Origin of the sequence: Sinomonas flava (genome assembly GCF_039531875.1) — a bacterium.
Lineage (GTDB): Bacteria > Actinomycetota > Actinomycetes > Actinomycetales > Micrococcaceae > Sinomonas > Sinomonas flava.
The window spans coordinates 43,114-62,452 of record NZ_BAAAQW010000012.1; the positions used below are offsets into that span (position 1 = coordinate 43,114).

Annotated in this window: 18 protein-coding genes and 1 pseudogene; 6 read left to right on the plus strand and 13 right to left on the minus strand. The window is 72.4% G+C overall.

The features are described 5' to 3' along the window. Positions 1–1,482 (minus strand): aldehyde dehydrogenase family protein, encoded by a 1,482-nt coding sequence (locus tag ABD298_RS16565; protein WP_344300895.1) that lies wholly within the window; start codon positions 1,480–1,482, stop codon positions 1–3. Positions 1,483–1,687: 205 nt separating this feature from the next. Between ABD298_RS16565 and ABD298_RS16570 the strand changes: the two genes are divergently transcribed. Then, a complete protein-coding gene (locus tag ABD298_RS16570; RefSeq protein WP_344300896.1) occupies positions 1,688–2,818 on the plus strand; it encodes a glycosyltransferase family 9 protein in 1,131 nt (376 codons plus the stop codon). A gap of 24 nt (positions 2,819–2,842) precedes the next feature. Here the strand turns inward: ABD298_RS16570 and ABD298_RS16575 are convergent, their stop codons facing one another. The 7 genes from ABD298_RS16575 to ABD298_RS16605 form a co-directional block, all read right to left on the minus strand. Then, entirely contained in the window at positions 2,843–3,541 is a 699-nt protein-coding gene (locus ABD298_RS16575; protein WP_425564474.1) for an SDR family oxidoreductase, read from the minus strand. 141 nt (positions 3,542–3,682) lie between these two features. Further along, positions 3,683–5,068 carry a D-glycero-beta-D-manno-heptose 1-phosphate adenylyltransferase gene (gene rfaE2 / locus ABD298_RS16580; RefSeq protein ID WP_344300898.1) on the minus strand — a complete coding sequence of 462 codons (1,386 nt, stop codon included), beginning with the start codon at positions 5,066–5,068 and terminating at the stop codon, positions 3,683–3,685. Next, complete coding sequence (locus ABD298_RS16585) at positions 5,065–5,823, minus strand: D-sedoheptulose-7-phosphate isomerase (protein WP_344300900.1); 759 nt, start codon at positions 5,821–5,823, stop codon at positions 5,065–5,067. The genes rfaE2 and ABD298_RS16585 overlap by 4 nt, the downstream gene beginning before the upstream one ends. A gap of 2 nt (positions 5,824–5,825) precedes the next feature. Beyond that, complete coding sequence (locus ABD298_RS16590) at positions 5,826–7,112, minus strand: glycosyltransferase (protein ID WP_344300901.1); 1,287 nt, start codon at positions 7,110–7,112, stop codon at positions 5,826–5,828. Then, positions 7,112–8,164, minus strand: coding sequence for a glycosyltransferase (locus ABD298_RS16595; RefSeq protein WP_344300902.1), 1,053 nt, complete (start codon positions 8,162–8,164; stop codon positions 7,112–7,114). Before ABD298_RS16595 ends, ABD298_RS16590 begins: the two co-directional genes overlap by 1 nt. Beyond that, positions 8,164–9,189, minus strand: coding sequence for a glycosyltransferase family 9 protein (locus tag ABD298_RS16600; RefSeq protein ID WP_344300904.1), 1,026 nt, complete (start codon positions 9,187–9,189; stop codon positions 8,164–8,166). Before ABD298_RS16600 ends, ABD298_RS16595 begins: the two co-directional genes overlap by 1 nt. Then, the gene (locus ABD298_RS16605; protein WP_344300905.1) at positions 9,186–9,812 is read right to left on the minus strand and encodes a D-glycero-alpha-D-manno-heptose-1,7-bisphosphate 7-phosphatase; all 627 of its coding nucleotides are present in this window, start codon (positions 9,810–9,812) and stop codon (positions 9,186–9,188) included. Before ABD298_RS16605 ends, ABD298_RS16600 begins: the two co-directional genes overlap by 4 nt. A 103-nt stretch (positions 9,813–9,915) precedes the next feature. Here ABD298_RS16605 and ABD298_RS16610 point away from each other — a divergent pair, with 103 nt between their 5' ends. Continuing rightward, positions 9,916–10,911 carry a glycosyltransferase family 9 protein gene (locus tag ABD298_RS16610; protein ID WP_344300906.1) on the plus strand — a complete coding sequence of 332 codons (996 nt, stop codon included), beginning with the start codon at positions 9,916–9,918 and terminating at the stop codon, positions 10,909–10,911. On the opposite strand, the gene ABD298_RS16615 is transcribed toward ABD298_RS16610, so the two are convergent. Further along, a complete protein-coding gene (locus ABD298_RS16615) occupies positions 10,908–11,657 on the minus strand; it encodes a sigma-70 family RNA polymerase sigma factor (protein WP_344300908.1) in 750 nt (249 codons plus the stop codon). The genes ABD298_RS16610 and ABD298_RS16615 overlap by 4 nt on opposite strands. Before the next feature lie 563 nt (positions 11,658–12,220). Here ABD298_RS16615 and ABD298_RS16620 point away from each other — a divergent pair. Continuing rightward, positions 12,221–12,553 carry a hypothetical protein gene (locus tag ABD298_RS16620; protein ID WP_344300909.1) on the plus strand — a complete coding sequence of 111 codons (333 nt, stop codon included), beginning with the start codon at positions 12,221–12,223 and terminating at the stop codon, positions 12,551–12,553. Between the two features lie 72 nt (positions 12,554–12,625). On the opposite strand, the gene ABD298_RS16625 is transcribed toward ABD298_RS16620, so the two are convergent. Then, positions 12,626–13,540, minus strand: coding sequence for a DNA topoisomerase IB (locus ABD298_RS16625; protein WP_344300910.1), 915 nt, complete (start codon positions 13,538–13,540; stop codon positions 12,626–12,628). 235 nt (positions 13,541–13,775) lie between these two features. On the opposite strand from ABD298_RS16625, the pseudogene ABD298_RS16630 reads away from it, so the two are divergent. Then, positions 13,776–14,676 (plus strand): annotated as a pseudogene (locus tag ABD298_RS16630) (SDR family oxidoreductase). Between the two features lie 96 nt (positions 14,677–14,772). Here the strand turns inward: ABD298_RS16630 and ABD298_RS16635 are convergent. The 3 genes from ABD298_RS16635 to ABD298_RS16645 are packed head-to-tail and all read right to left on the minus strand — an operon-like array spanning position 14,773 to position 16,193. After that, a complete protein-coding gene (locus ABD298_RS16635; RefSeq protein ID WP_344300912.1) occupies positions 14,773–14,982 on the minus strand; it encodes a DUF2795 domain-containing protein in 210 nt (69 codons plus the stop codon). Next, on the minus strand, positions 14,979–15,617 hold the full coding sequence (locus ABD298_RS16640; RefSeq protein ID WP_344300913.1) for a hypothetical protein: 639 nt from the start codon (positions 15,615–15,617) through the stop codon (positions 14,979–14,981). The genes ABD298_RS16635 and ABD298_RS16640 overlap by 4 nt, the downstream gene beginning before the upstream one ends. Before the next feature lie 60 nt (positions 15,618–15,677). Then, positions 15,678–16,193, minus strand: a complete 516-nt coding sequence (locus ABD298_RS16645; protein WP_344300914.1) for a very short patch repair endonuclease — start codon at positions 16,191–16,193, stop codon at positions 15,678–15,680. Between the two features lie 145 nt (positions 16,194–16,338). Here ABD298_RS16645 and ABD298_RS16650 point away from each other — a divergent pair, with 145 nt between their 5' ends. Both ABD298_RS16650 and ABD298_RS16655 read left to right on the plus strand, forming a co-directional pair. Next, positions 16,339–18,129 carry a thiamine pyrophosphate-requiring protein gene (locus ABD298_RS16650; protein ID WP_344300916.1) on the plus strand — a complete coding sequence of 597 codons (1,791 nt, stop codon included), beginning with the start codon at positions 16,339–16,341 and terminating at the stop codon, positions 18,127–18,129. Next, positions 18,126–19,265: an enolase C-terminal domain-like protein gene (locus tag ABD298_RS16655; RefSeq protein ID WP_344300917.1), complete on the plus strand. Its 1,140-nt coding sequence runs from the start codon at positions 18,126–18,128 to the stop codon at positions 19,263–19,265. Before ABD298_RS16650 ends, ABD298_RS16655 begins: the two co-directional genes overlap by 4 nt. Positions 19,266–19,339 lie beyond the last annotated feature (74 nt).

The following is a 19,339-nucleotide window of genomic DNA, read 5'->3' on the forward strand; positions in this document are numbered from 1 at the left end:
TCAGTACTCCCCTCTCCCGCGGGCAGCCACGGGCGGCTCGAGATGGATGACCTTCGGTCGGCTCAGCTCGTCGAGCAGCCGCGGGCCGAATCCCGCCGTGCTGCCCGCCTGGGGAAGGCCCGGCGCGTCCGTGCCGGTCACGCCCACGGCCAGGCCGTTGACGGCGACGTTGGACGCCGGGATCTCGGCGGCCGCCAGCTGCGCATGCCCGATGTCCCGCGTGAGGACGGTCGCCGAGGCGCCGCAGGGCTCCTCCGCCGCTTCCGCGACCGCTTCGTCGAAGGTCTGCACGGACATGACGGCAGCCACTGGGCCGCGGACCTGGTCGCGCATGATGCTCATCGACGGTGCGCACCGTGCGAGGACGGTGGGCGGGTAGAAGGATCCGGGTCCTTCGTCGAACTGGCCGCCGGCGAGGACGACCGCGCCGTCGTCGAGCGCCGAGAGCACGGCGCGGTGGATCTCGCCCCGGGCCCACTCGTCGACAACCGGCCCCACCCGCTCGGACGCCGCCCACCGGCGGGCCTGCTCTGCGAGTTCGTCGAGGAAGACCTCTTCGACATCGCGCAGGACGAAGATCCGCCGCGGCGCAGAAAGGAGCTGGCCAGCGTGCCGGAAGGCCGCTTGGGCCGTGCAGGCGGCGGCCCAGCCGAGGTCCACACCGCGGTCGACGATGAGGGAGCTGCTGCCGCCCCTCCCCCTGACCAAATGGGCCCCGGTGCGGCACGACGCCGCGACCAGGCTGTCCGCCACCGCGGCGGACCCGACGTGGACGATCGCGTTCACCCTGTCGTCGCCCGCGAGCGCGGCGCCCAGTTCGGCGTCGCCCGTGAGGGTGCTGAGCACGCCGGGGGGAACCGCCGAGGCGAAGAGCCGCCCCAGCCTCCGGCCGAGCGCGGAGCAGCGCTCGCTGGGCTTGAGCAGCACGACATTCCCCGCCGCGAGGCCTGCGCCGGCTATGCCGCACGCCGTGGCGACGGGGTCATCCCAGGACGTCAGCCCCAGAACGAGGCCGCGTGGCTCGTAGACGGTGAAGTCGAGGCCCGAGAAGGCTCCGGCGAGGGTGGGGCCGGAGCGGAGGAGGCTCAGCTCGGCGTACCGGCGCAGCGATTCGGCCCCGGACCGCACGCCCGCCAGCGCGTCGTCGAAGAGGCGCCCGGTCTCCCGGCTGTTCAGGTCGGCGAGCTCATGGGCGGCGGACTCGACGGCTCCCGCGAGCTCGCGCAGGGTCCCCGAGCGCTGCGCCTGCGGCACACGCCGCCACATCGTCCAGGCGCTGCGGGCCGAGCGGAGGGCTGCGTCGGCCCGCGCCGGGTCTGACTGGACGGGCCGTGCAACCGGCTGTCCCGTGCGGGGGTCACGCCGGATCTCCGTGACAACGCTCTGCGCGCGGGTCTCAGGGAGTGTTTGATGGGAGGGTGCCTTCGCAGCTCCCGGTACTGGGTCCTCGTCGGGGCGGGCCTCGTGGGGCAGGCCGCTCATCATCGTTCCTCCTGACGCTGGGGCACCGGCTTGTTACCCCTCGGGTGTGCGCTCACACAGCGCTCCGTGCACATAGGCGTCCGCCGGGCCGAGGACGTGCGGCGTGCCGGTGGCGGTGCGACCGCCGTTTGCCGCGGCGAGCCCAGGGGTACGGCGAAGACGACGAGGGCCCGCGCAGGGAGGGCCCGAGGGGCCGGGAGGGACGATGACAGCAGAAGCCAGCACCGTGGGGGCCACCGCGCAGACCGACGAAGCGCCGTTCGAGGACGTACGCCGGATCGCCGTGCTCCGGGGCGGCGGGATCGGCGACCTGGTCGCGGCGCTTCCCGCGCTCGAAGCCCTCCGGGCGGCCTACCGGGACGCCGAAATCGTCCTCCTCACGACGCCGAAGCTCGCCCCGGTCCTCGAAGGGCGCCCGACGCCCGCGGACCGCATCGTCCGCGTCCCCTTCTTCCCCGACGCTCCGGACGCACAGGGCCGCACCTGGCGGGACGACCCTGCCACCCAGGAGGTGGTCGCGGGCCTGCGCTCGGAGGGCGTCGGCCTGGCCGTCCAGCTCCATGGCGGGGGAGCGAACTCCAACCCCTTCGTGGCGGCTCTGGGCGCACCGCACACTGTCGGCTGCGCCACCCGGGAGGCCCTCCGGCTCGAGCGCGACATGCCCCACGTCTACTATCAGCGCGAGGTGAGCCGCTGGCTCGAGGTGGCCTCGCTCGCCGGCGCGCCCGCGGTGGTGACCGACCCGCGTCTCGCCGTCATCCCGGCCGACGGCGCAGCAGCAGCCGAGTGGCTGCGCCCCGGGCCGGGACTCGTCGTCGTGCATCCGGGGGCGACCGATCCCCGCCGGCGCTGGCCGGCCGACCGCTTCGCCGCCGTCGCTGCGGAACTCGCCGCGGACGGGTGGCAGGTGCTCGTCGTGGGGGACGACGGCGAGCGCGGGCTCGCGGACGGGATCGCGCACGACGCCGCAGGGCTGGCTCCCAGCGCGGCTGGACGCATCGCCTCCGCAGCCGGGCGCACGTCCCTCCAAGGGCTCCTGGGCCTCCTCGCGACCGCCCGCCTGGTCGTGGCGAATGACAGCGGACCCCGGCATCTGGCCCAGGCGCTGGGAACGCCGACGGCCTCCGTGTACTGGGGGCCGAACCTCATCAACGCCGGGCCGACGGGCCGCCGCCACCACCGGGTGCAGGTCTCGTGGCGCCAGCTGTGCCCGGTGTGCGGCGCGGACGGCACCGATCCCTTCCTGCAGCCCTGCGAGCACGAGGTGCCGTGGGTTGACGGTGTGGCGACCGAGAGGGTGCTGGCGGACGCCCGCGACCTCCTGGCCGGGCGCTGAGCCTGGCCAGGAGGTCGGACGGGCTCACGGCCAGGAGTCCTCGAGGGACCCGGCGACGAGGAGCTCGCGGACCTCGCATCCCTGCGGCTGTGAGAGGGCGAAGACGACCGAGCGTGCCACGTCCGAGGGGCGGTTGAGCGTGCTGCGGTCATGCGGCTTGTACTGCTCGGGGCGGTCGTCGAAGAACGCCGTGTCCATGCCGCCCGGGATCAACGTCGTGACGCCGACGCGGCCCTTCAGCTCGGCCGCGAGAGCACGGCTGAAGCCGATCACTCCGAACTTCGACGCGCAGTAGGCGCTGGCCCCGGCGGCCCCGCGGAGGCCGAGAGTCGAGGCGACGGTGACGACGCGTCCGTGTGAGCGCATGAGGTGCGGGAGCGCGGCACGGACCACCGCCGCTGTGCCGAGGAGGTTCACGCGGATCACTTTCTCCCACTCGTCCGCGGGGACCTCGGCGAGCTCTCCGCAGCGGTCCACGCCCGCGGCGCAGACCACGGCGTCGAGTCCGCCCGCCTCCTCCGCCGCACGGGCGACGGCGGATTCGGCCGCCTCGCGCTCGGAGAGGTCCACTTGCCAGCCCTTCAGCGGAGCGGCCACGGGTGCGCGGTCGAGGACGAGCGGAACGCCGCCTTCCCCCGAGACGGCCTCCACAACGGCCGCGCCGAGCCCGGAGGCTCCGCCGGTGACGAGGACGCGTGCTCCGCGCAGGGGGCTTCCGGAGATCCTGGTGCGAGAGGCGTCGGTCTGGGTCGTCAGGGTCTCGTTGGTCTGCAGGGCTTCAGTCATGGCGCAGGTTCCTCCTGATGTCATGTCGTCGGGTTTCGGTCGGATGGGTCGAAGAGCGGGGCTCAGCCGTGGCACACCTCAGCCGAGGGCCGCGATCGCGGAGGCGAGCGACGTCGTCGAGCGCCCGGGCTGGAGGGGGACGGTGACCACTTCGCCGCCCCACCGGCGCAGGAGCGCCGATTCGGGCAGCTGCTCGGCTTCGTAGTCGCTGCCCTTGACCCAGACGTCGGGACGCAGCCCGGCCAGGAGGCGCTCCGGTGTGTCCTCGGAGAAGATCTCCACGGCGTCGACGCAGCTGAGCCCGAGGAGCAGGTCGGCGCGGTCGCGCTCGTCCATCACGGGCCTGCTCTCTCCCTTGAGCCGGCGCACGGACGAGTCCGAGTTCAGGCAGACGATGAGGCAGTCGCCGAGGCTGCGGGCGGCTTCGAGGAGGCGCAGGTGCCCCGCGTGGAGCAGGTCGAAACAGCCTCCCGCCGCGACGACGCGCCCGCCCTCCGCCCGGACGCGGCGCGCGAGGGCGAACGCCGGCGATTCGTCGTCCCCCGCAGTCTCGGCAGGGTGCTGCCCGTTGGAGGGCGTGGGGGTGGAGTGCAGCGCGGCGACGCCGCCGGCGGCGAGGAATGCCACGGAGGTGGCCACCGCCGTCTCAACCGCCTCCTCGAGGCTGCTTCCGCCGGCCAGGGCCGCTGCGAGGGCGGAGGCGAAGCGGTCGCCCGCGCCGCACGAGTCATCGATGCGCAGACCGGCGCTGGGCACACCGATATGGATGGCGCTGCCGTTGTCGGACAGGAGCGCCCCGCGCTCCGCGAGGGTCACGACCACGGACTGCGCATGCCATCGCTCCCGCAGCCGGCCAGCCGCCGTCGCGATCGCGCCCAGCCCGCTCACGTCCCGTCCGGACAGGTCGAGGAGCTCGGACAGGTTCGGCGTGACAGCCGCGGCGCCACCGATCGGCCGGGCACCGTGCGAATGCGGGTCCCACACGACCGGCACGCGACGTGATGCCGTCTCGAGCGCGGCCCGCAGTGGCGGGGCCTCGAGGAGCCTGCGCCCATAGTCGGCGACCACGATGGCATCCGCGGTCTGGAGCGGGACGAGCATCGACTCGTCGACCAGGGGGAACGGCTTCTGGCCGCAGCCCTCGTCGATCCGGGCGATGCGCTGCCCGTCGGCCGCGACCCGCATCTTGGTAGGGGTCGGCCCGCCCAGCACGCCCTCATGGATGCGCACCCGCTGCAGCAGGGAACGCACGCGGTCGGCGGCGGCGTCGTCGGACAGGGCGGTGACGAGGTCGACGTCGTGCCCGTCCTGGGCGAGCAGCGTCGCCACGAGCCCGGCGCCGCCGGCCCGTTCGCGGCGGCTCTGGACGTCGACGACGGGGGCTGGGCCGTCCGGGCAGAGGCGTCCGGCATGTCCCGCAAGGTCGATGTCGAGCAGGGTGTCTCCCACAACGACGATTCTCATGGCCGTCCTCCCTTCACTGATGGCTGGTCGATTCCGAGGGGCGCATCACGTCCTGCGGGCGTCTCCGTGGCCCTGATGAGTGCGTCGAAGCAGGTGCACAGGGCGTGGATCGCCACGAGCTGGGACTCCTGGACGTGGCACCCGGGGCCCTCGAGCGTGAGCGCCTCGTCGACGGCGGATTCGAGGGGATTGGGCGCGGGGCCGGTGAGGGCCCACGACACGGCCCCGCAGTCCCGCGCGGCCTCGGCCGCGCACAGGAGGTTCTGGCTCGCGCCCGAGGTCGAGAGCATCAGCAGGATGTCGCCCGGCCGCGCGTGGGCACGGACCTGACGGGCGAAGACCTGCTCGTAGCCGTAGTCGTTGCCGATGGCCGTCACGGCGGAGGTGTCGCCGTGCAGGGCGATGGCCGAGAAGGGGCGCCGCTCGCCGTCGTACCGGCCCACGAGCTCCGCGGTGAGGTGCTGGGCCTCCGCCGCCGAACCGCCGTTCCCGGCCACGAGGAGCCTGCCCCCGTCGGCCAGGCGAACCGCGAGGTGCTGCGCCCACCGCGCCAGCAGCGGGGCATGGCTCTGGAGGCCCTCAAGGGTGCGCGCAGAGCCGCCGAGGTGGTCCGAGATGCGGTCTTCGAGGAACGTGGCACCGTCCACGGGACGGATGGCGCGGCGCCGCCCGCCGATGGCGCGTAGGCCGCCGGAGCGGGAGGTGCCGTTCACGCCGCCGAGTGCGGCCGGTCGGGGAAAAGGGACGCCGTTCATCCTCAGGCCCCCTCCTGCACGCGGCGCAGTCTGCTGCGCGACATCGCGACATCCGCCTCGGGCCGTTCCCAGTGTTCCCGCATGACGCGGTAGATCCGCTCCGTGTCCTCGGCGACCCGGTCCCACGTGTAGCGGCTGCGGGCACGTTCGACGCCGGCCGCCCCCAGCGAGGCGCGCCGCGCCGGATCCTCCGCGAGCACCCTGATCGCCTCGGCGAGCGCCTCGGGTGAGCGCGGCGGCACGTGGAACCCGGTCACGCCGTCGACCACCGTCTCCGCGAGTCCGCCGACCGCCGCGGCGATGACAGGCACGCCGCTCGCCATCGCCTCCAGGGGCACGATGCCGAACGGCTCGTACCAGGGCGTGCACACGACGACATCGAGGCTGCGCATGAGCGCGGGCATCTCGTCGCGCGGGACCTGACCGGTGAAGATGACCTGATTCCCGACGCCGAGGGAGTCGGCCAGGTCGCGGAGCCGCCGGGCCTCGGGGTCCGCCGCGACGCGGTCCTTGGCGCTGGCTCCGCCGACGATGAGCAGCTCGACCCCGCGTGTGCCGGCCTTGGCCAGCTGGGCGAGGGCCTCGATCACGATGTCGATCCCCTTGCGGGGCACGAGCCGCCCGATCACCGCGAGCCGCAGGCGCCCCCCGCGCGCCCGCGCCGGTCCATCCGGGGTGAAGCGGAGGGTGTCCACCCCGCAGGGGGCGACTGAGATGCGGCGGCGGTTGACGCCGAGGGTGCGCAGCTCGAAGGCCTCGTCGGGGCAGGTGGCGATCACCCGGTCGACGGAGCGGGCAACCCACGGTTCGAGCGTCTGCCGCTCGGGAGGGCTCGTGTCGTCCGCGCCCTGGTGGCGCCGCTTGACGACTCCGAGCGCGTGGAACGTCTCGGCGACGACCGGGGGGGCGATGCCGAGGCTCTCGATCTTCCCGACACCTTCGATGCATGCGATTCCCGACATCCAGAAGTGCCCGTGGACGACGTCCGGCGTGTCGCCCCGCCAGTACTCCGCGAGCTGCCCGGCGAACTCCGGGATGTGCGGCAGGAGCTTGTCCTTCGGGATGGCGCGGGGCGGCCCGGCGTCGACGTTGACGAGGGTCACTCCGGTGGGGAGCATCTGCTCCCAGTGGAGGCGATGGCTGTCGCGCCGGGTGAACACCGTGACTCCGTGGCCGCGGCGCACCAAGGCTGCGGAGAGCTCTGCTACGTGGATGTTCTGGCCGCCTGCATCCTCCCCGCCGATAGCGGCGAGAGGACTCGCGTGCTCCGACACCATCGAGATCTTCATTACTGCTCCTTCCACATCTGGTCCCGGTGGCTCGGGAAGGCGGTGTGTCTCGGGGGGCCCGATCGGCCCCGCTGGTGCGAGAAGAGTCCCCCGGCCGCCTCATCCAGGACCGCGTCCCAGTCGGCCAGGAACCTCGCAAGCCCATAGCGGGCGAGCGCGGCCTCCCGGGCCGCGAGCCCCGCTTCCCGCGCGGCCGACTCCTCACGGATCAAGTGCCGCGCCGCGGCGACGAGCTCCGAGGGGTTCGAGCTGACACGGCCGGCCTCGGGCGGCACGGCGCGCCACACCTCGGTCGAGCCGACGGCGAGGATGGGCATCCCGGCCTGCATGGCCTCGATGAGTGCAAGTCCGAGCGAGGTCCACCGAAACGGATGGACGTACGCCCGCCGGCGGGCGAGCTCGGTGTGCAGCCGGGGCGGCGGGACGTCGCCGGCCCAGCGCAGCCGGTCGGGGCCGAGATGGGTAGCGCCCCTGAGGCGGTCCCCGCCCATGCCGTAGACATCCAGCGGTGCCGCGCCGGCGAAGCGCGGGAGGAGGTCGGTGCCCGCAGTGCGGCCGCGGCGCACCGGCTCGTTCACGACGACGCCGAGCCGGGGCAGCTCCCCGGTGTACAGCAGGCCCGGGTCGGCCACGCCGTGCTCGATCACGCGCGTGGGCGCGGCGCCGCAGTCCCACATCAGGGCGTTGAAGTGCGTGACGTGCACCACCGGGATCTCGCGCTGTCCGGACAGGTGGTGCCGGGTGTCGGGGACCCGGCCGCGGGGGGTGTTGTGCTCGACGTACACGGCGGGCACGTCGACCCCGGCCGTCAGCCCGGCGAGGCTGCGCAGCCGGTCCGCCTCCGCGGGCCGCTGGAGAACGACGGCGTCGATCGTCCCCGCGTCGCGCACGAGCTCGTCCGAGGTTGCCTCCGTCGCCGCGGGCCAGTCACGTCCGCCGCGGCCGAGCCCCCACTCGCTGCGCTTGCCGTCGACCGGGAGGATGTACTCGTGGGCTCCGCGGACGAAGGCGTCGGTCCAGCCTCCGTGGACGTGCCAGAGCAGGATGCGCATTAGGCCACCACCCCGCTGTGCTCGGCGAGGAGGCTCTCGACGGCGGCGAGCGCCTCGGCCGGGCTCACTCGGGCGAGGCATGGGTGCCCCTCGATCGGGCAGGTACGCGCGCGGGTCGCCGCGCAGGGGGCGTCCTGGTCTCCGAGCACGACGACGGGGGCGCCGCGGGGCGCCCACACCCCGGCAGGCACGACGGGTGAGAAGAGGCTCACGACGGGGATGCCCGCCGCGGCCGCGAGATGCGCAGGCCCGGTGTTGCCCACGACGACGGCGCGGGCTCCCGCGAGCACGTCCACGAGGACAGGCAGCGGAGTGCGCCCGCCGAGGTCGATCCCGTGGTCCCCCGCAACGCGGGCCGTGAGAGCCCGTTCACCGGGGCCGCCCGTGACCACCGGCTGCAGGCCCCGCGCGGCGAGCAGCTCGACGAGCTGCTCGGCGTTGGCCGCTGGCCACGCACGCGAGGGTGCGTCCGCGCCGGGATGGACCACCACGTAGTCCCCGTCCGGCCTCAGGCCTGAGGGCTGGGTCGGCACGAGTGCCGGCAGGCCGGCGTCGTCAGCCGGTAGGGTGAAGCCTGCGGCCGCGGCGATGGCGAGTGCCCGGTCCGCCTCGTGGACGCTCCAAGGGACATCCCGGCTCGTCACGCGTACGTCGAGGAGGCTGCCCGGGTAGTCCTCGGACAGGCCGGTGATGCGGTGCACGCCGCAGAGGCGCAGCTCGAGTGCGAGGGGCAGCGGGGACTGGTGGAAGGACGTGAGGATGACGGCTTCCTCCACGTGGAGGCGGGCAACAAGCCGCTCGAGGCGGCGCAGGTGGCGTGGGGTGGCCGGGGGCGCGGGGTTGGCAATCCAGGGGCAGTCCCATTCCACGACGCGGTCGACCCCGGGAAGCAGCTTCGCGGCAGCGCTCCCGCGTGGACCCGTCAGGAGCACCGGAAGCGCGCTCGACGCGACGGCCCGCACTGCGGGGCCCGCGAGGACGACGTCTCCCAAGCTGTCGAGGCGAGCGACGAGGACTCGCTTCACTGAGCACCTCCGGTGCCGGTGGCGAGTGGTTCGGAAGACGCCAGCTCCCGGCTGCCGAACGCCAGGATGAGCGCGGAGGTGAGGTCGCCGGCCACCGCCGGCGCTTCCAGGACTTCCTGCCGGCGCGTCACGCGTGTGGGCACGAGGACGCCCCGGGCGCCTGCGCGCCGCGCGGCCTCCATGTCCTTGCCGATGTCGCCGATGACGAGGGCGTCCGAGGGAGCAACGCCGAGGGCGGAGCAGGCTGCGAGGATCAGGCCCGGCTGGGGCTTGCGGCAGCGGCAGCGCCCGTCCGGTCCGTGCGGGCAGACCTGCCAGGTGTCGAAGGGGCCGAGGATCTCCTCGACGCGCGCATTCACGGCCTCGAGCTCGTCGGGACTGATGATGCCGAGCCCCACGCCGGACTGGTTGGACACGACACCTGTGGGAATCCCCGCCTCGCGCAGCTCGTCCAGCACGCGCGCCGCATCGGGCATGGGGCGTACGAGGCGCGGATCCCGGTTGTACGGGACGTCGTGGACGAGGGTGCCGTCCCGGTCGAACAGGACGGCACGCGGGGTCCACGGACGACGCGGCCCTCTGGCCCTGGCGTGCCCTGCGGTACTCCGGCGGCGGTTCTCCATGAAGGAGCAGTTCCCGCGAGAAGTTACAATAAACCTCTTAAGGGGGAAGCCCCTTATCGACGCTCAGGCCGCGGGCGCTCCTGGAGAACGACCCGGAGGTGCCATGTCCGCTTCAGACGCCAAGCCCGTACTCCTCGTCCTGCGGGCGCTCAAGCTCGGGGACCTGCTCGTGGCCGTCCCGGCGCTGCGCGGTCTGCGGCGAGCCTTCCCCCAGCATGAGCTCGTCCTCGCGGCGGCTTCCTGGCTCGAGCCCATCGTCCCGCTCATCGGGGGCATCAACAGGCTTCTTCCCACCCCCGGGCTCGACGATCCGCTCCCGCCGCTGGGACCCGTGGATGTCGCCGTGAACCTGCATGGCAAGGGGATCGAGAGCCGGACCCGCCTCGAGGAGCTCCAGCCTGCGCACAGGCTGGGCCACGAGGCGAAGGGGTGGCCGGGCCCCGTCTGGGATGACACGCTCCACGAACGCGAGCGGTGGGTCCGCCTCCTGCGCTGGCACGGCATCGCGGCGGACGCCGAGGACTATCACCTGGCCGAGCCTGAGGCGAGCACCCCTGCGGTCGGCGCCACGATCGTCCATGTGGGGGCCGCCTACGGGAGCCGGCAGTGGCCCGTTGAGAGGTTCGCCGCCGTGGCGTGCCAGCTCGCCTCGGACGGGCACGACGTCGTCGTCACTGGCGGGGCGGCCGACCGTCCGCGCGCCCAAGACGTGACGACGGCGGCGGGCCTCGCGGAGAGCGCCTGCGTGGCGGGGGAGTGGGCGCTCGACGAGTTCGCGGCCGCGGTGCGCGCCGCGCGCGTCGTCATCACGGCGGACACCTCTGCGGCACACCTCGCGAGCGCCTACCGCACTCCGTCGGTCGTGCTGTTCGGCCCTGCCGCCCCCGAGCAGTGGGGGCCTCCCGCCGACGGGCCGCACATCGTCCTCACGGATGCGGCCGTCCGGCGCGGCGACCCGTTTGCAGCCGAGCCGGACCCGGCGATCCTGGCCGTCATGCCGGGACACGTGCTCGACGCCGTCGCGCGGCTTGAGCAGGGCAACGGCGTCGAGCGTCTTCCCGGCCGAGCACGGCCGAGGGCTGGAGGTGTGACCCGCTAGGCGGCCATGCGCCTGCGCAGCCGGTCGAGCAGCTTCCGCAGAAGCCGGGAAACCTGCATCTGGCTCACACCGAGCTCCTCGGCAATCGCGTCCTGGGTCATCTCCTTGACGAAGCGGAGGTAGAGGAGACGCTTGTCCGCCTCCGTCGCGCCTTCGAGGGCCCCCGCCAGGGCCTGCATCTGCTCGACTCGTTCGTACCCCGGGTCCTCCGACCCGAAGATGTAGGTGACCCGCCTTTCCTCCGGGTCCTCGGACGAGTCGCCGTGTTCGATCGGCTGGCCGACCATCGCGGCCTCGGCAATCTGCGCTTCGGCGACCTCCGCGACCGGAACCCCTGATTCGTCGCTCAGCTCCGCCGTCGTGGGGTCGTGGCCGAGACGTTGGGCGAGTCCTGGTCGCACGGAGTTGAGCCTGAGCCGAAGCTCCTGGATGGCCCGGGGCGGGCGGACCACCCAGGACTGGTCACGCAGATAGCGCTTGAGCTCGCCCGTGATGGTCGGCACCGCGTACGGAACGAATCCGTGACCGAGCGCGGCGCGGTACCTCTGGGCGGCCTTCATGAGTCCGAGCCGGGCCACCTGGCGGAGGTCGTCGGCGTCGTGCCCGGGGCAGCGGAATCGGCGGGCGAGGGCGTCGGCGACGCCGAGGTATTCGACGGCGAGGCGGCCGGCGGTGAGTGCCTGGCTGGCGAGTGCGGCCGGTGCCACTGCCCGGACGAGCGGGCCAGGACGGGTCCTCAGGGCCACGACCCCCTTGGCTGCTGCACGGTCAGGTCGACTGAATGAAGGAGACGTTGTCCGAGTCCCCTGGTGAGTGGTCTTCACGGCGAGTGTTTCCTCCTCGCTGGGGTTGGAGCGCTGGCTCTCAGAGCTGAAGTGTTCCTCGGCTCCACCTCGCAGGGGTGGAGCCGAGAGGGGACTGCCCCGAGAACAAGGCTCGAAGAAGGAGTGCGCAGCCGATGGCCGCATGGATGCCGTTGGTGAAGGGTGGGAGAGTCGAGAACATCAGCGCTCTCCGCTGCAGCGGCCGCGCATTGACGATCATGATGTACCAAGCTCCACGGTCAGCACCGTCCTCTTGATGATTTCGGGGCCGGTTGCTTGACTCCGTTTCCACCGTCCCACTCTCTTCTTGCCGCTACAACCCCCAAAGGAGAAGCTTCAGCGCCTCTCAGCCGCCATTTTGAGGGCGTTTCCTGTTGCTAGCACCGAACCGGCGACTGTTCGTTTCGCCCTGGGCTTTCGGGGGAAGGACCTAGGTCAATGCTTATGCCGCGCTCTGCGACGGCCCAGAGGAGAGGACGCACGCTATGACGAACGCCCGCGATCCACATCTCGACCGCGACGCTCTGCGCGAGGAGCCGGGAAGGCCGGTCCCCCGCAATCCGCACGACGAGGAGGCTGCCCCGGAGGCCACGGACGTGACGCCCTCGTCCAAGGGCCTCGGGGCCGTCTGGGGCGACGCCGAGCGAACGCCGAACCCGGGCCCCGTGAAGCCGCCCACCGAGGTGGACCAGGCCGCGATGGACGCCGTCGAGGCGGAGTACGCCGTCGAGCGCACAGAGGAAGGCGAGCGCTACCTCACCCCGCGCGACGGGGACACCGAGGGGACCACGACCGACGAATTCCCGGAGAGCCCCTGACGGCTTCGGGCAGATGACTGACGGCGGGCCGGAGGCTGGGGCTGGCCCGCCGTCCTGGCGCCACGCCGTCTCTCACGTATCGCCGACGGCAGGGGCTCCCCCGGAGGCCTCTTCGAGGAGGTCCGCCACGGCGGCGTCCGAGGGGCCACGCGCTGTGCGCCCCTCTTCATACGCGACGAGCAGCCGGGGGTCGAGGTAGGAGCCACGGGCGACCGTGGGGGTGTTGTTGAGCCACTCCGCGGCCTCGGATACCGCCTTACGCCACGCGGTCTCCGCGTCCAGGCCGGCGTCGTGGCTCCAGGCGAGGGACGCGCCCGCCACGGCAGTCCCACGCCAGGTGCGCAGGTCCTTGGCACTCACGCCGAGCCCCGAGATCTGCCGGAGGTAGCCGTTGACGCCGGAAGGGCCGATCGGCTGGAAGCCATGGCCGTCGTCGTAGCCGAGTGCCGCGCGGCGCGAGCGCCCTGCCGTGTGCGGTGCGAGGTAGCGGGCAAGGTCCGGGTCGACGAGGTCGACCGCCCACCGGGCGCCAGACTTGCCGGGGAAATCAAGGGTGACCCGCTCACCCTCCACGCTGACATGCGCGCGGGTGAGCGTCGTCGCGCCAAAAGTGCCGTTCTCGCGCGCGTATCGGCGGCTTCCCACGCGCAGGCCGGCCTTGTCGACGAGTCGCACGGCGGCGGCAAGCGCCTGCTGCCGCGGCCCCCGTTCGCCGCGGAGGTCACGCGTCACCGTCCGGCGCACGGAGGGAAGCCTGCGCGCCAGCTGCAGCGCCCGGGCGAACTTCCGCGCGTCCTGGCGCTCGCGCCACGAAGGGTGGTAGAGGTACTGGCGGCGGCCCGCTGCGTCGATTCCGGTCGCCTGGAGCCGCGCTCCCGGCGCGGCGGAGATGGTCACCCGACGCCACGCAGGCGGAATCGCCAGGGCCTTGATGCGCTCGAGGATCTGCGGGTCGTCGATGCGCGACCCCTCGTCGTCGAGATACACGAAGCCCTTCCCCGCCCGACGACGGGTCAACACGGCGCCGCGGCGCCTCCTGTTCGCACGCCCCATGACGGCCTCACTACCCTCTTGCGCTCCGCCCAACCCCGCGCCCGCTGCCGGACCCGGTGTCTCCGGGCCGCTGCCAGCCGCGTGCGCCTTCCGCGGGGCACGGGTGGCGCGTAGCGTGGGGCCCAGGTCAAGCCGAGGCCGTTCAGCGCACACCGACTCAGGAGCAGCAATGACGGAGCAGCTTCCCAGTTCATCACCGAGCCCCGATCCCCGGTCCGAGCATCCCCAGGTGGACGCTCCCCCGCAGGACCAGGAGGCCCCCGGAACCACCGCAGAGACCACGCCGCAGCCCGACCACGGCGAGCAGACCTACGAGGGCCACGGCCGCCTGCGCGGCAAGGCCGCACTCATCACGGGCGGCGACTCCGGAATCGGCCGGGCTGTGGGTATCGCCTTCGCCCGAGAGGGCGCCGACGTCGCCTTCACGTTCCAGCCCACGGAGAAGGACGACGCCGACGCAGCCGTCCGCGAGATCGAGGCGGCTGGCCGCACAGCCGTGGCGATCGAGGGGGACCTCCGCGACGAGGACTTCTCGGCATCGCTCCCGCAGCAGGTGCGCGAGAAGCTCGGACGCCTGGACGTGATCGTCCTCAACGCCGCCTACCAGCAGGCGCGCGACGGCGTGGACACCGTGAGCACCGAGGAATTCGACCGGGTGCTGCGGACGAACCTGTACAGCCAGTTCTGGATCCTTCGGTCGGCGCTGCCCCCACCTCGAGTCGGGAGCGTCGATCATCATCACCAGCTCGATCCAGTCGGTGCAGCCCTCGGCGGGGCTGTTCGACTACGCCATGACCAAGGCGGCTCAGGTAGCGCTAGTGAAGGCATTGGCACCCCAGCTCGGCCAGCAGGGCATCCGCATCAACGCGGTGGCTCCGGGGCCCGTCTGGACCCCCCTCATCCCGTCCACCGGCTGGCCTGAGCATGTGCCGGAGTTCGGGCAGGACACTCCGCTGGGACGCGCGGCGCAGCCCGCGGAACTCGCGCCGGCGTACGTCCTCCTGGCCTCCAATGAGGGCAGCTACATCTCCGGGGCGGTCGTCCCCGTGACAGGTGGCAAACCGTTCTGAGCGATGGGTGCACAACGGCGGCGGGGCCGCGATCCTTGGGGATCGCGGCCCCGCCGTGTCCGAAGTGCTCGGTCGCGCGTCGTCAGGCGCGCGTGGTCAGTCGTGCCTGCGGCCGGCCGCGACGATCGCCTGGCTGACCTCGGTCGGCTTCTCGTAGGACCCCTCGGGGATCCCTTCGATGGCCCGGATGACGTTGTCGTCCGCGTTGTGGCTGCGCGCGGCGTCGAGAAGCGCTGACCGGTCGGCGGGGTAGTCGACGCCTTCGAGGAACTTCTGGATCTGGATCGGGTTCACGCTGTGGGTCACGGTGTCCTCCTGTCCGGCCTCTCGGCAGTGGTGTCACTGTCCGTCTCGCGGGTCGCACCGGGGGCGTCCCGACGCTCACGGTCCGGAACCCTGTTCGCGTCCTCCCGGCGAGCGTCGTCATGCACTGGATGATCGTCCTGCACGGGGTGGCCGTCCTGCACGGTTCGGACGTCGTCCTGGACGTGGCGCCCATCGTCGCGGACCTCGGAGCCGCGGTCGTGCACCGGCTGGTGCTCCGCTGTCGGAACGTCGTCGTGGCGCGAACCGTCGCCGCGGCCTGACCGGTCCGGACGGTCGGGCACGTTCGGGTCGAGCTTGTCGGCGTGCTGGCGCCGTTCGGCGATGCGCTCGCGTTCTTCGCGCGTGGCGCCCTGGGTCTCGTCGGCCTGCTGGCGCAGCCGGGCCGCCTCGACCTCAGCACGCTCGGCGCGGGCCTGCGCCTCCTTGGCGTTGGCCTCGCGTTCGCGGACGTCGAGTTCATGCTGGGCCGCCTCGGCACGGATCTTCTCGGCGCGCTCGTGCATCTGCTGCTTGTGCTGTGCGGAGCGTCGTCGTGCGACGACGGCCACGATGATGATGATCACGATCAGGACCGCGATCCCGACTATGAGCCATGCGAGCTGGGTTGAGTCCATGGCGGGCACCTCCTGGGGTGGGTCAGCTTCTGGCTGATTACCCCCTTGCCGCCGAATCAATCAAGAGCCCGGTTCGCTCCGGGCCGTCCGGACCGTCGCCGCAATCCGCCCGGCGACGTCGTGCGGGTCCTCATGGCTCCAGAAGCGCAGGACCCGCCAGCCCGCCGAGGTGAGCGCGGCAGTCGTCTCCGCGTCCCGCTCCCGGTTGCGCGCGATCTTCGGCCGCCAGTAGTCAACGTTGCGGGCGGGCTCGATGTAGTGCTCGGGACAGCCGTGCCAGTAGCAGCCGTCGATGAACACGGCCACGCGGGCACGGCTGAACACGAGATCCGCTGTGCGGCGCAGGGTTGGAACCGGCCTGACCGCCACCCGGTACCGCAGGCCCATGGCGTGCACGGCGCGCCGCACGCGCAGCTCGGGCGCGGTGTCCCTGGAGCGGTTACCGAGCATCGTCTTCCGGATCGCGGGCGTCGACGCCCACGAACCGCTGCCCCTGCCGGCCCCCGGCGGTGACCCGCCGACGGCGGGCGCGTCGCCGCCGTCGTGCGCCTCCTGAGGCGTTCCGGCGTGGCTCATGCGGCCCAGCGTACGCCTGGCCTGGGCACCCCCTTGAGGAGACCGACCCCCTGGTTGCGTTTCGCACCGCCGCCCGGGGGTACAGCGGCAGACGCCGCACCCGAGTGGAGGCGGCGCGTCAACCAGCAAGAGGAGAGAAGCTGACATGGCGTCACAGAACGTTGCAGAGTACCTGCTCGACCGGCTCACGGAGTGGGATGTCGAGACGGTCTTCGGCTATCCGGGCGACGGCATCAACGGCATCGTGACAGCCCTCGGGGCGGGCAAGGGGCCGAAGTTCGTGCAGGCTCGGCATGAGGAGATGAGCGCGTTCGAAGCCGTCGGCTACGCGAAGTTCACCGGCCGGGTTGGCGTCTGCATGGCCACCTCCGGTCCGGGCGCGATCCACCTCCTCAACGGGCTGTACGACGCGAAGCTCGACCACGTGCCGGTGGTCGCGATCGTCGGACACGCTGCGCGCACTTCCCTCGGCGGCTCCTACCAGCAGGAGGTGGACCTGCCGACGCTCTTCAAGGACGTCGCCTCGGACTATGTCCAGATGGTCACCGTCCCCGAGCAGCTCCCCAACGTCCTCGACCGTGCCCTGCGGATCGCGCAGGCCCGCCGCGCGCCGACGGCCGTCATCATCCCGTCGGACGTCCAGGAGCTCGAGTACTCCGCTCCGACCCACGCCATGAAGATGGTCCCCTCGAGCCTCGGCACCTCCTGGCCCAGCATGGCCCCGGACCCGGCGGCGGTCCACCGCGCGGCGGACCTGCTGAACGCGGGCGAGAAGGTCGCGATCCTCATCGGCCACGGTGCCAGGCACGCGGCCGCCGAGGTGCAGGAGGTCGCCGAGCTCCTCGGCGCAGGCGTGGCCAAGGCGCTCCTGGGCAAGGACTCCCTCCCGGACACGCTGCCCTACGTCACGGGGTCCATCGGGCTCCTCGGCACGCGGCCGAGCTACGAGATGATGCGCGACTGCGACACGCTCCTGACCATCGGCTCGAGCTTCCCCTACACGCAGTTCATGCCCGAGGAAGGGCAGGCCCGTGGGGTGCAGATCGACCTCGACGCGACCATGATCGGGCTCCGCTACCCGTACGAGGTCAATCTGGTGGCCGACGCCGGCGAGGCCCTCCGCGCGCTCATCCCGCTCCTGGAGCGCAAGGAGGACCGCGGCTGGCGCGAGGACCTCGAGGACAAGGTCTCCCGATGGTGGCAGACCATGCGGGACGAGGCCCTGGTCGACGCCGACCCGGTCAACCCGCTCCTGGTCTTCTCCGAGTTCTCAGAGCGCATGCCCGCGGACGCGATCGTCGCGGCGGATTCGGGCAGCGCCGCGAACTGGTACGCGCGTCAGCTCAGGTTCCCACCGGGAGTCCGCGGCAGCCTCTCCGGGAACCTCGCGACGATGGGTCCGGGCGTCCCGTACGGGATCGGGGCCAAGTTCGGCAATCCGGGACGCCCAGTCATCGTGTTCGAAGGCGACGGGGCGATGCAGATGAACGGCCTCGCCGAGCTCATCACCGTCTCGCGCTATTGGCGTGAGTGGGAGGACCCGCGTCTGGTCGTCGTCGTGCTCCACAACAACGACCTGAACCAGGTCACGTGGGAACTGCGCGCCTTCAGCGGCTCCCCTACCGTGCCGATGACCCAGGCGCTCCCCGAGGTCGGATATGCGGACTTCGCATCGAGCCTCGGTCTGGGAGGCATCACGGTGGACACGCCTGACGCCCTCGGCGCCGCCTGGGACGAGGCCCTCGGAGCCACCCGTCCGACCGTGCTGGACGTCCGGACCGATCCGAACGTGCCGCCCATCCCGCCCCATGCAACGCTCGAACAGGCCATGAATGCGGCCAAGAGCGCGATCAAGGGCGATCCCAACGCGTGGGACTTCATCAAGGAGGGCCTCAAGACCAAGGTCCAGGAGCTGCTGCCCGGGCACCGCTCATGAGCGGGGGGAAGGACCCGGCGTCGGGAGCGCCCGTCTCCAGCGCGCCGGTCTTGGAGGTCCGGGCAGCGGCCTACACGGTGCCCACCGACCTGCCCGAGGCGGACGGGACGTTCGCATGGGACTCGACGACCATCGTGGTCGTGCACGCGAAGGCCGGCGGCGCCGAGGGCGTCGGCTACACATACGGGCCCTCGGCGCTGGTCAGCCTTGTCTCGGACGCGCTCGCGCCCGTGGTCGTGGGATCAGACGCGTTCGCCGTCCCCGCCTGCGCGGAGGCGATGGCCCGCGCTCTGCGCAACATCGGGCAGTCAGGCGGGGGCGCCTACGCGGCGTCGGCGGTCGACTGCGCGCTGTGGGACCTCGCCGCACGGCTCGCGGGGCTTCCGCTCCACCGGTTCCTCGGAGCGGCGCGGGAGGACGTGCCGGTCTACGGCAGCGGCGGCTTCACCACCTACACGGACGGCCAGCTGTCGGACCAGCTCGGCGGATGGGTCGCGGACCAGGGCATCCCGCGGGTCAAGATCAAGATCGGCCAGGACCGGGGCTCGGCCGAGCAGCGGGACATCGAACGGATGCTCGTTGCCCGGGAGACGATCGGTCCGGACGCCGAGCTGTTCGTCGACGCGAACGGCGCCTACACGCCCAAGCAGGCCGCGCGTGTGGCGGTGGCCGCCCACGGGGCGGGGTTCTCGTGGTTCGAAGAGCCGGTCTCGAGTGAGGACCTCTCGGGCCTGCGCTTCGTGCGGGAGTCCATCTCCGCGGACGTCGCCGCCGGTGAATACCTCACCCGGCTCGCCGACGTCGAACGCATGTGCTCGGCGGGCGCCGTGGACTGCGTCCAGGCCGACGTGACGCGGTGCGGGGGGATCACGGGCTGGCTCCGGGCCGCCACGGTCGCGCAGGCGCATGCCGTCGGGTTCTCGGGGCACTGCGCCCCAGCGATCTCGGCCGCACCGGCCGCGGCCGCGCCGGCGCTCCGCCACCTCGAGTGGTTCCACGACCATGTGCGTCTGGAGGCGATGCTGTTCGACGGGGTGCTGGACCCGGCCGGCGGCACGATCACCCCGGACGCGGGCCGGCCGGGGAACGGGCTGACGTTCAAGGACGCGGACGCCGAACAGTTCCGGGTGGCCTGACGGCCCCCTCCCCCATCCCCGTCTGGGGGTCACGTTCTGGGAGTCAGATCCTGAAGGTCACCTCACGTGACCCC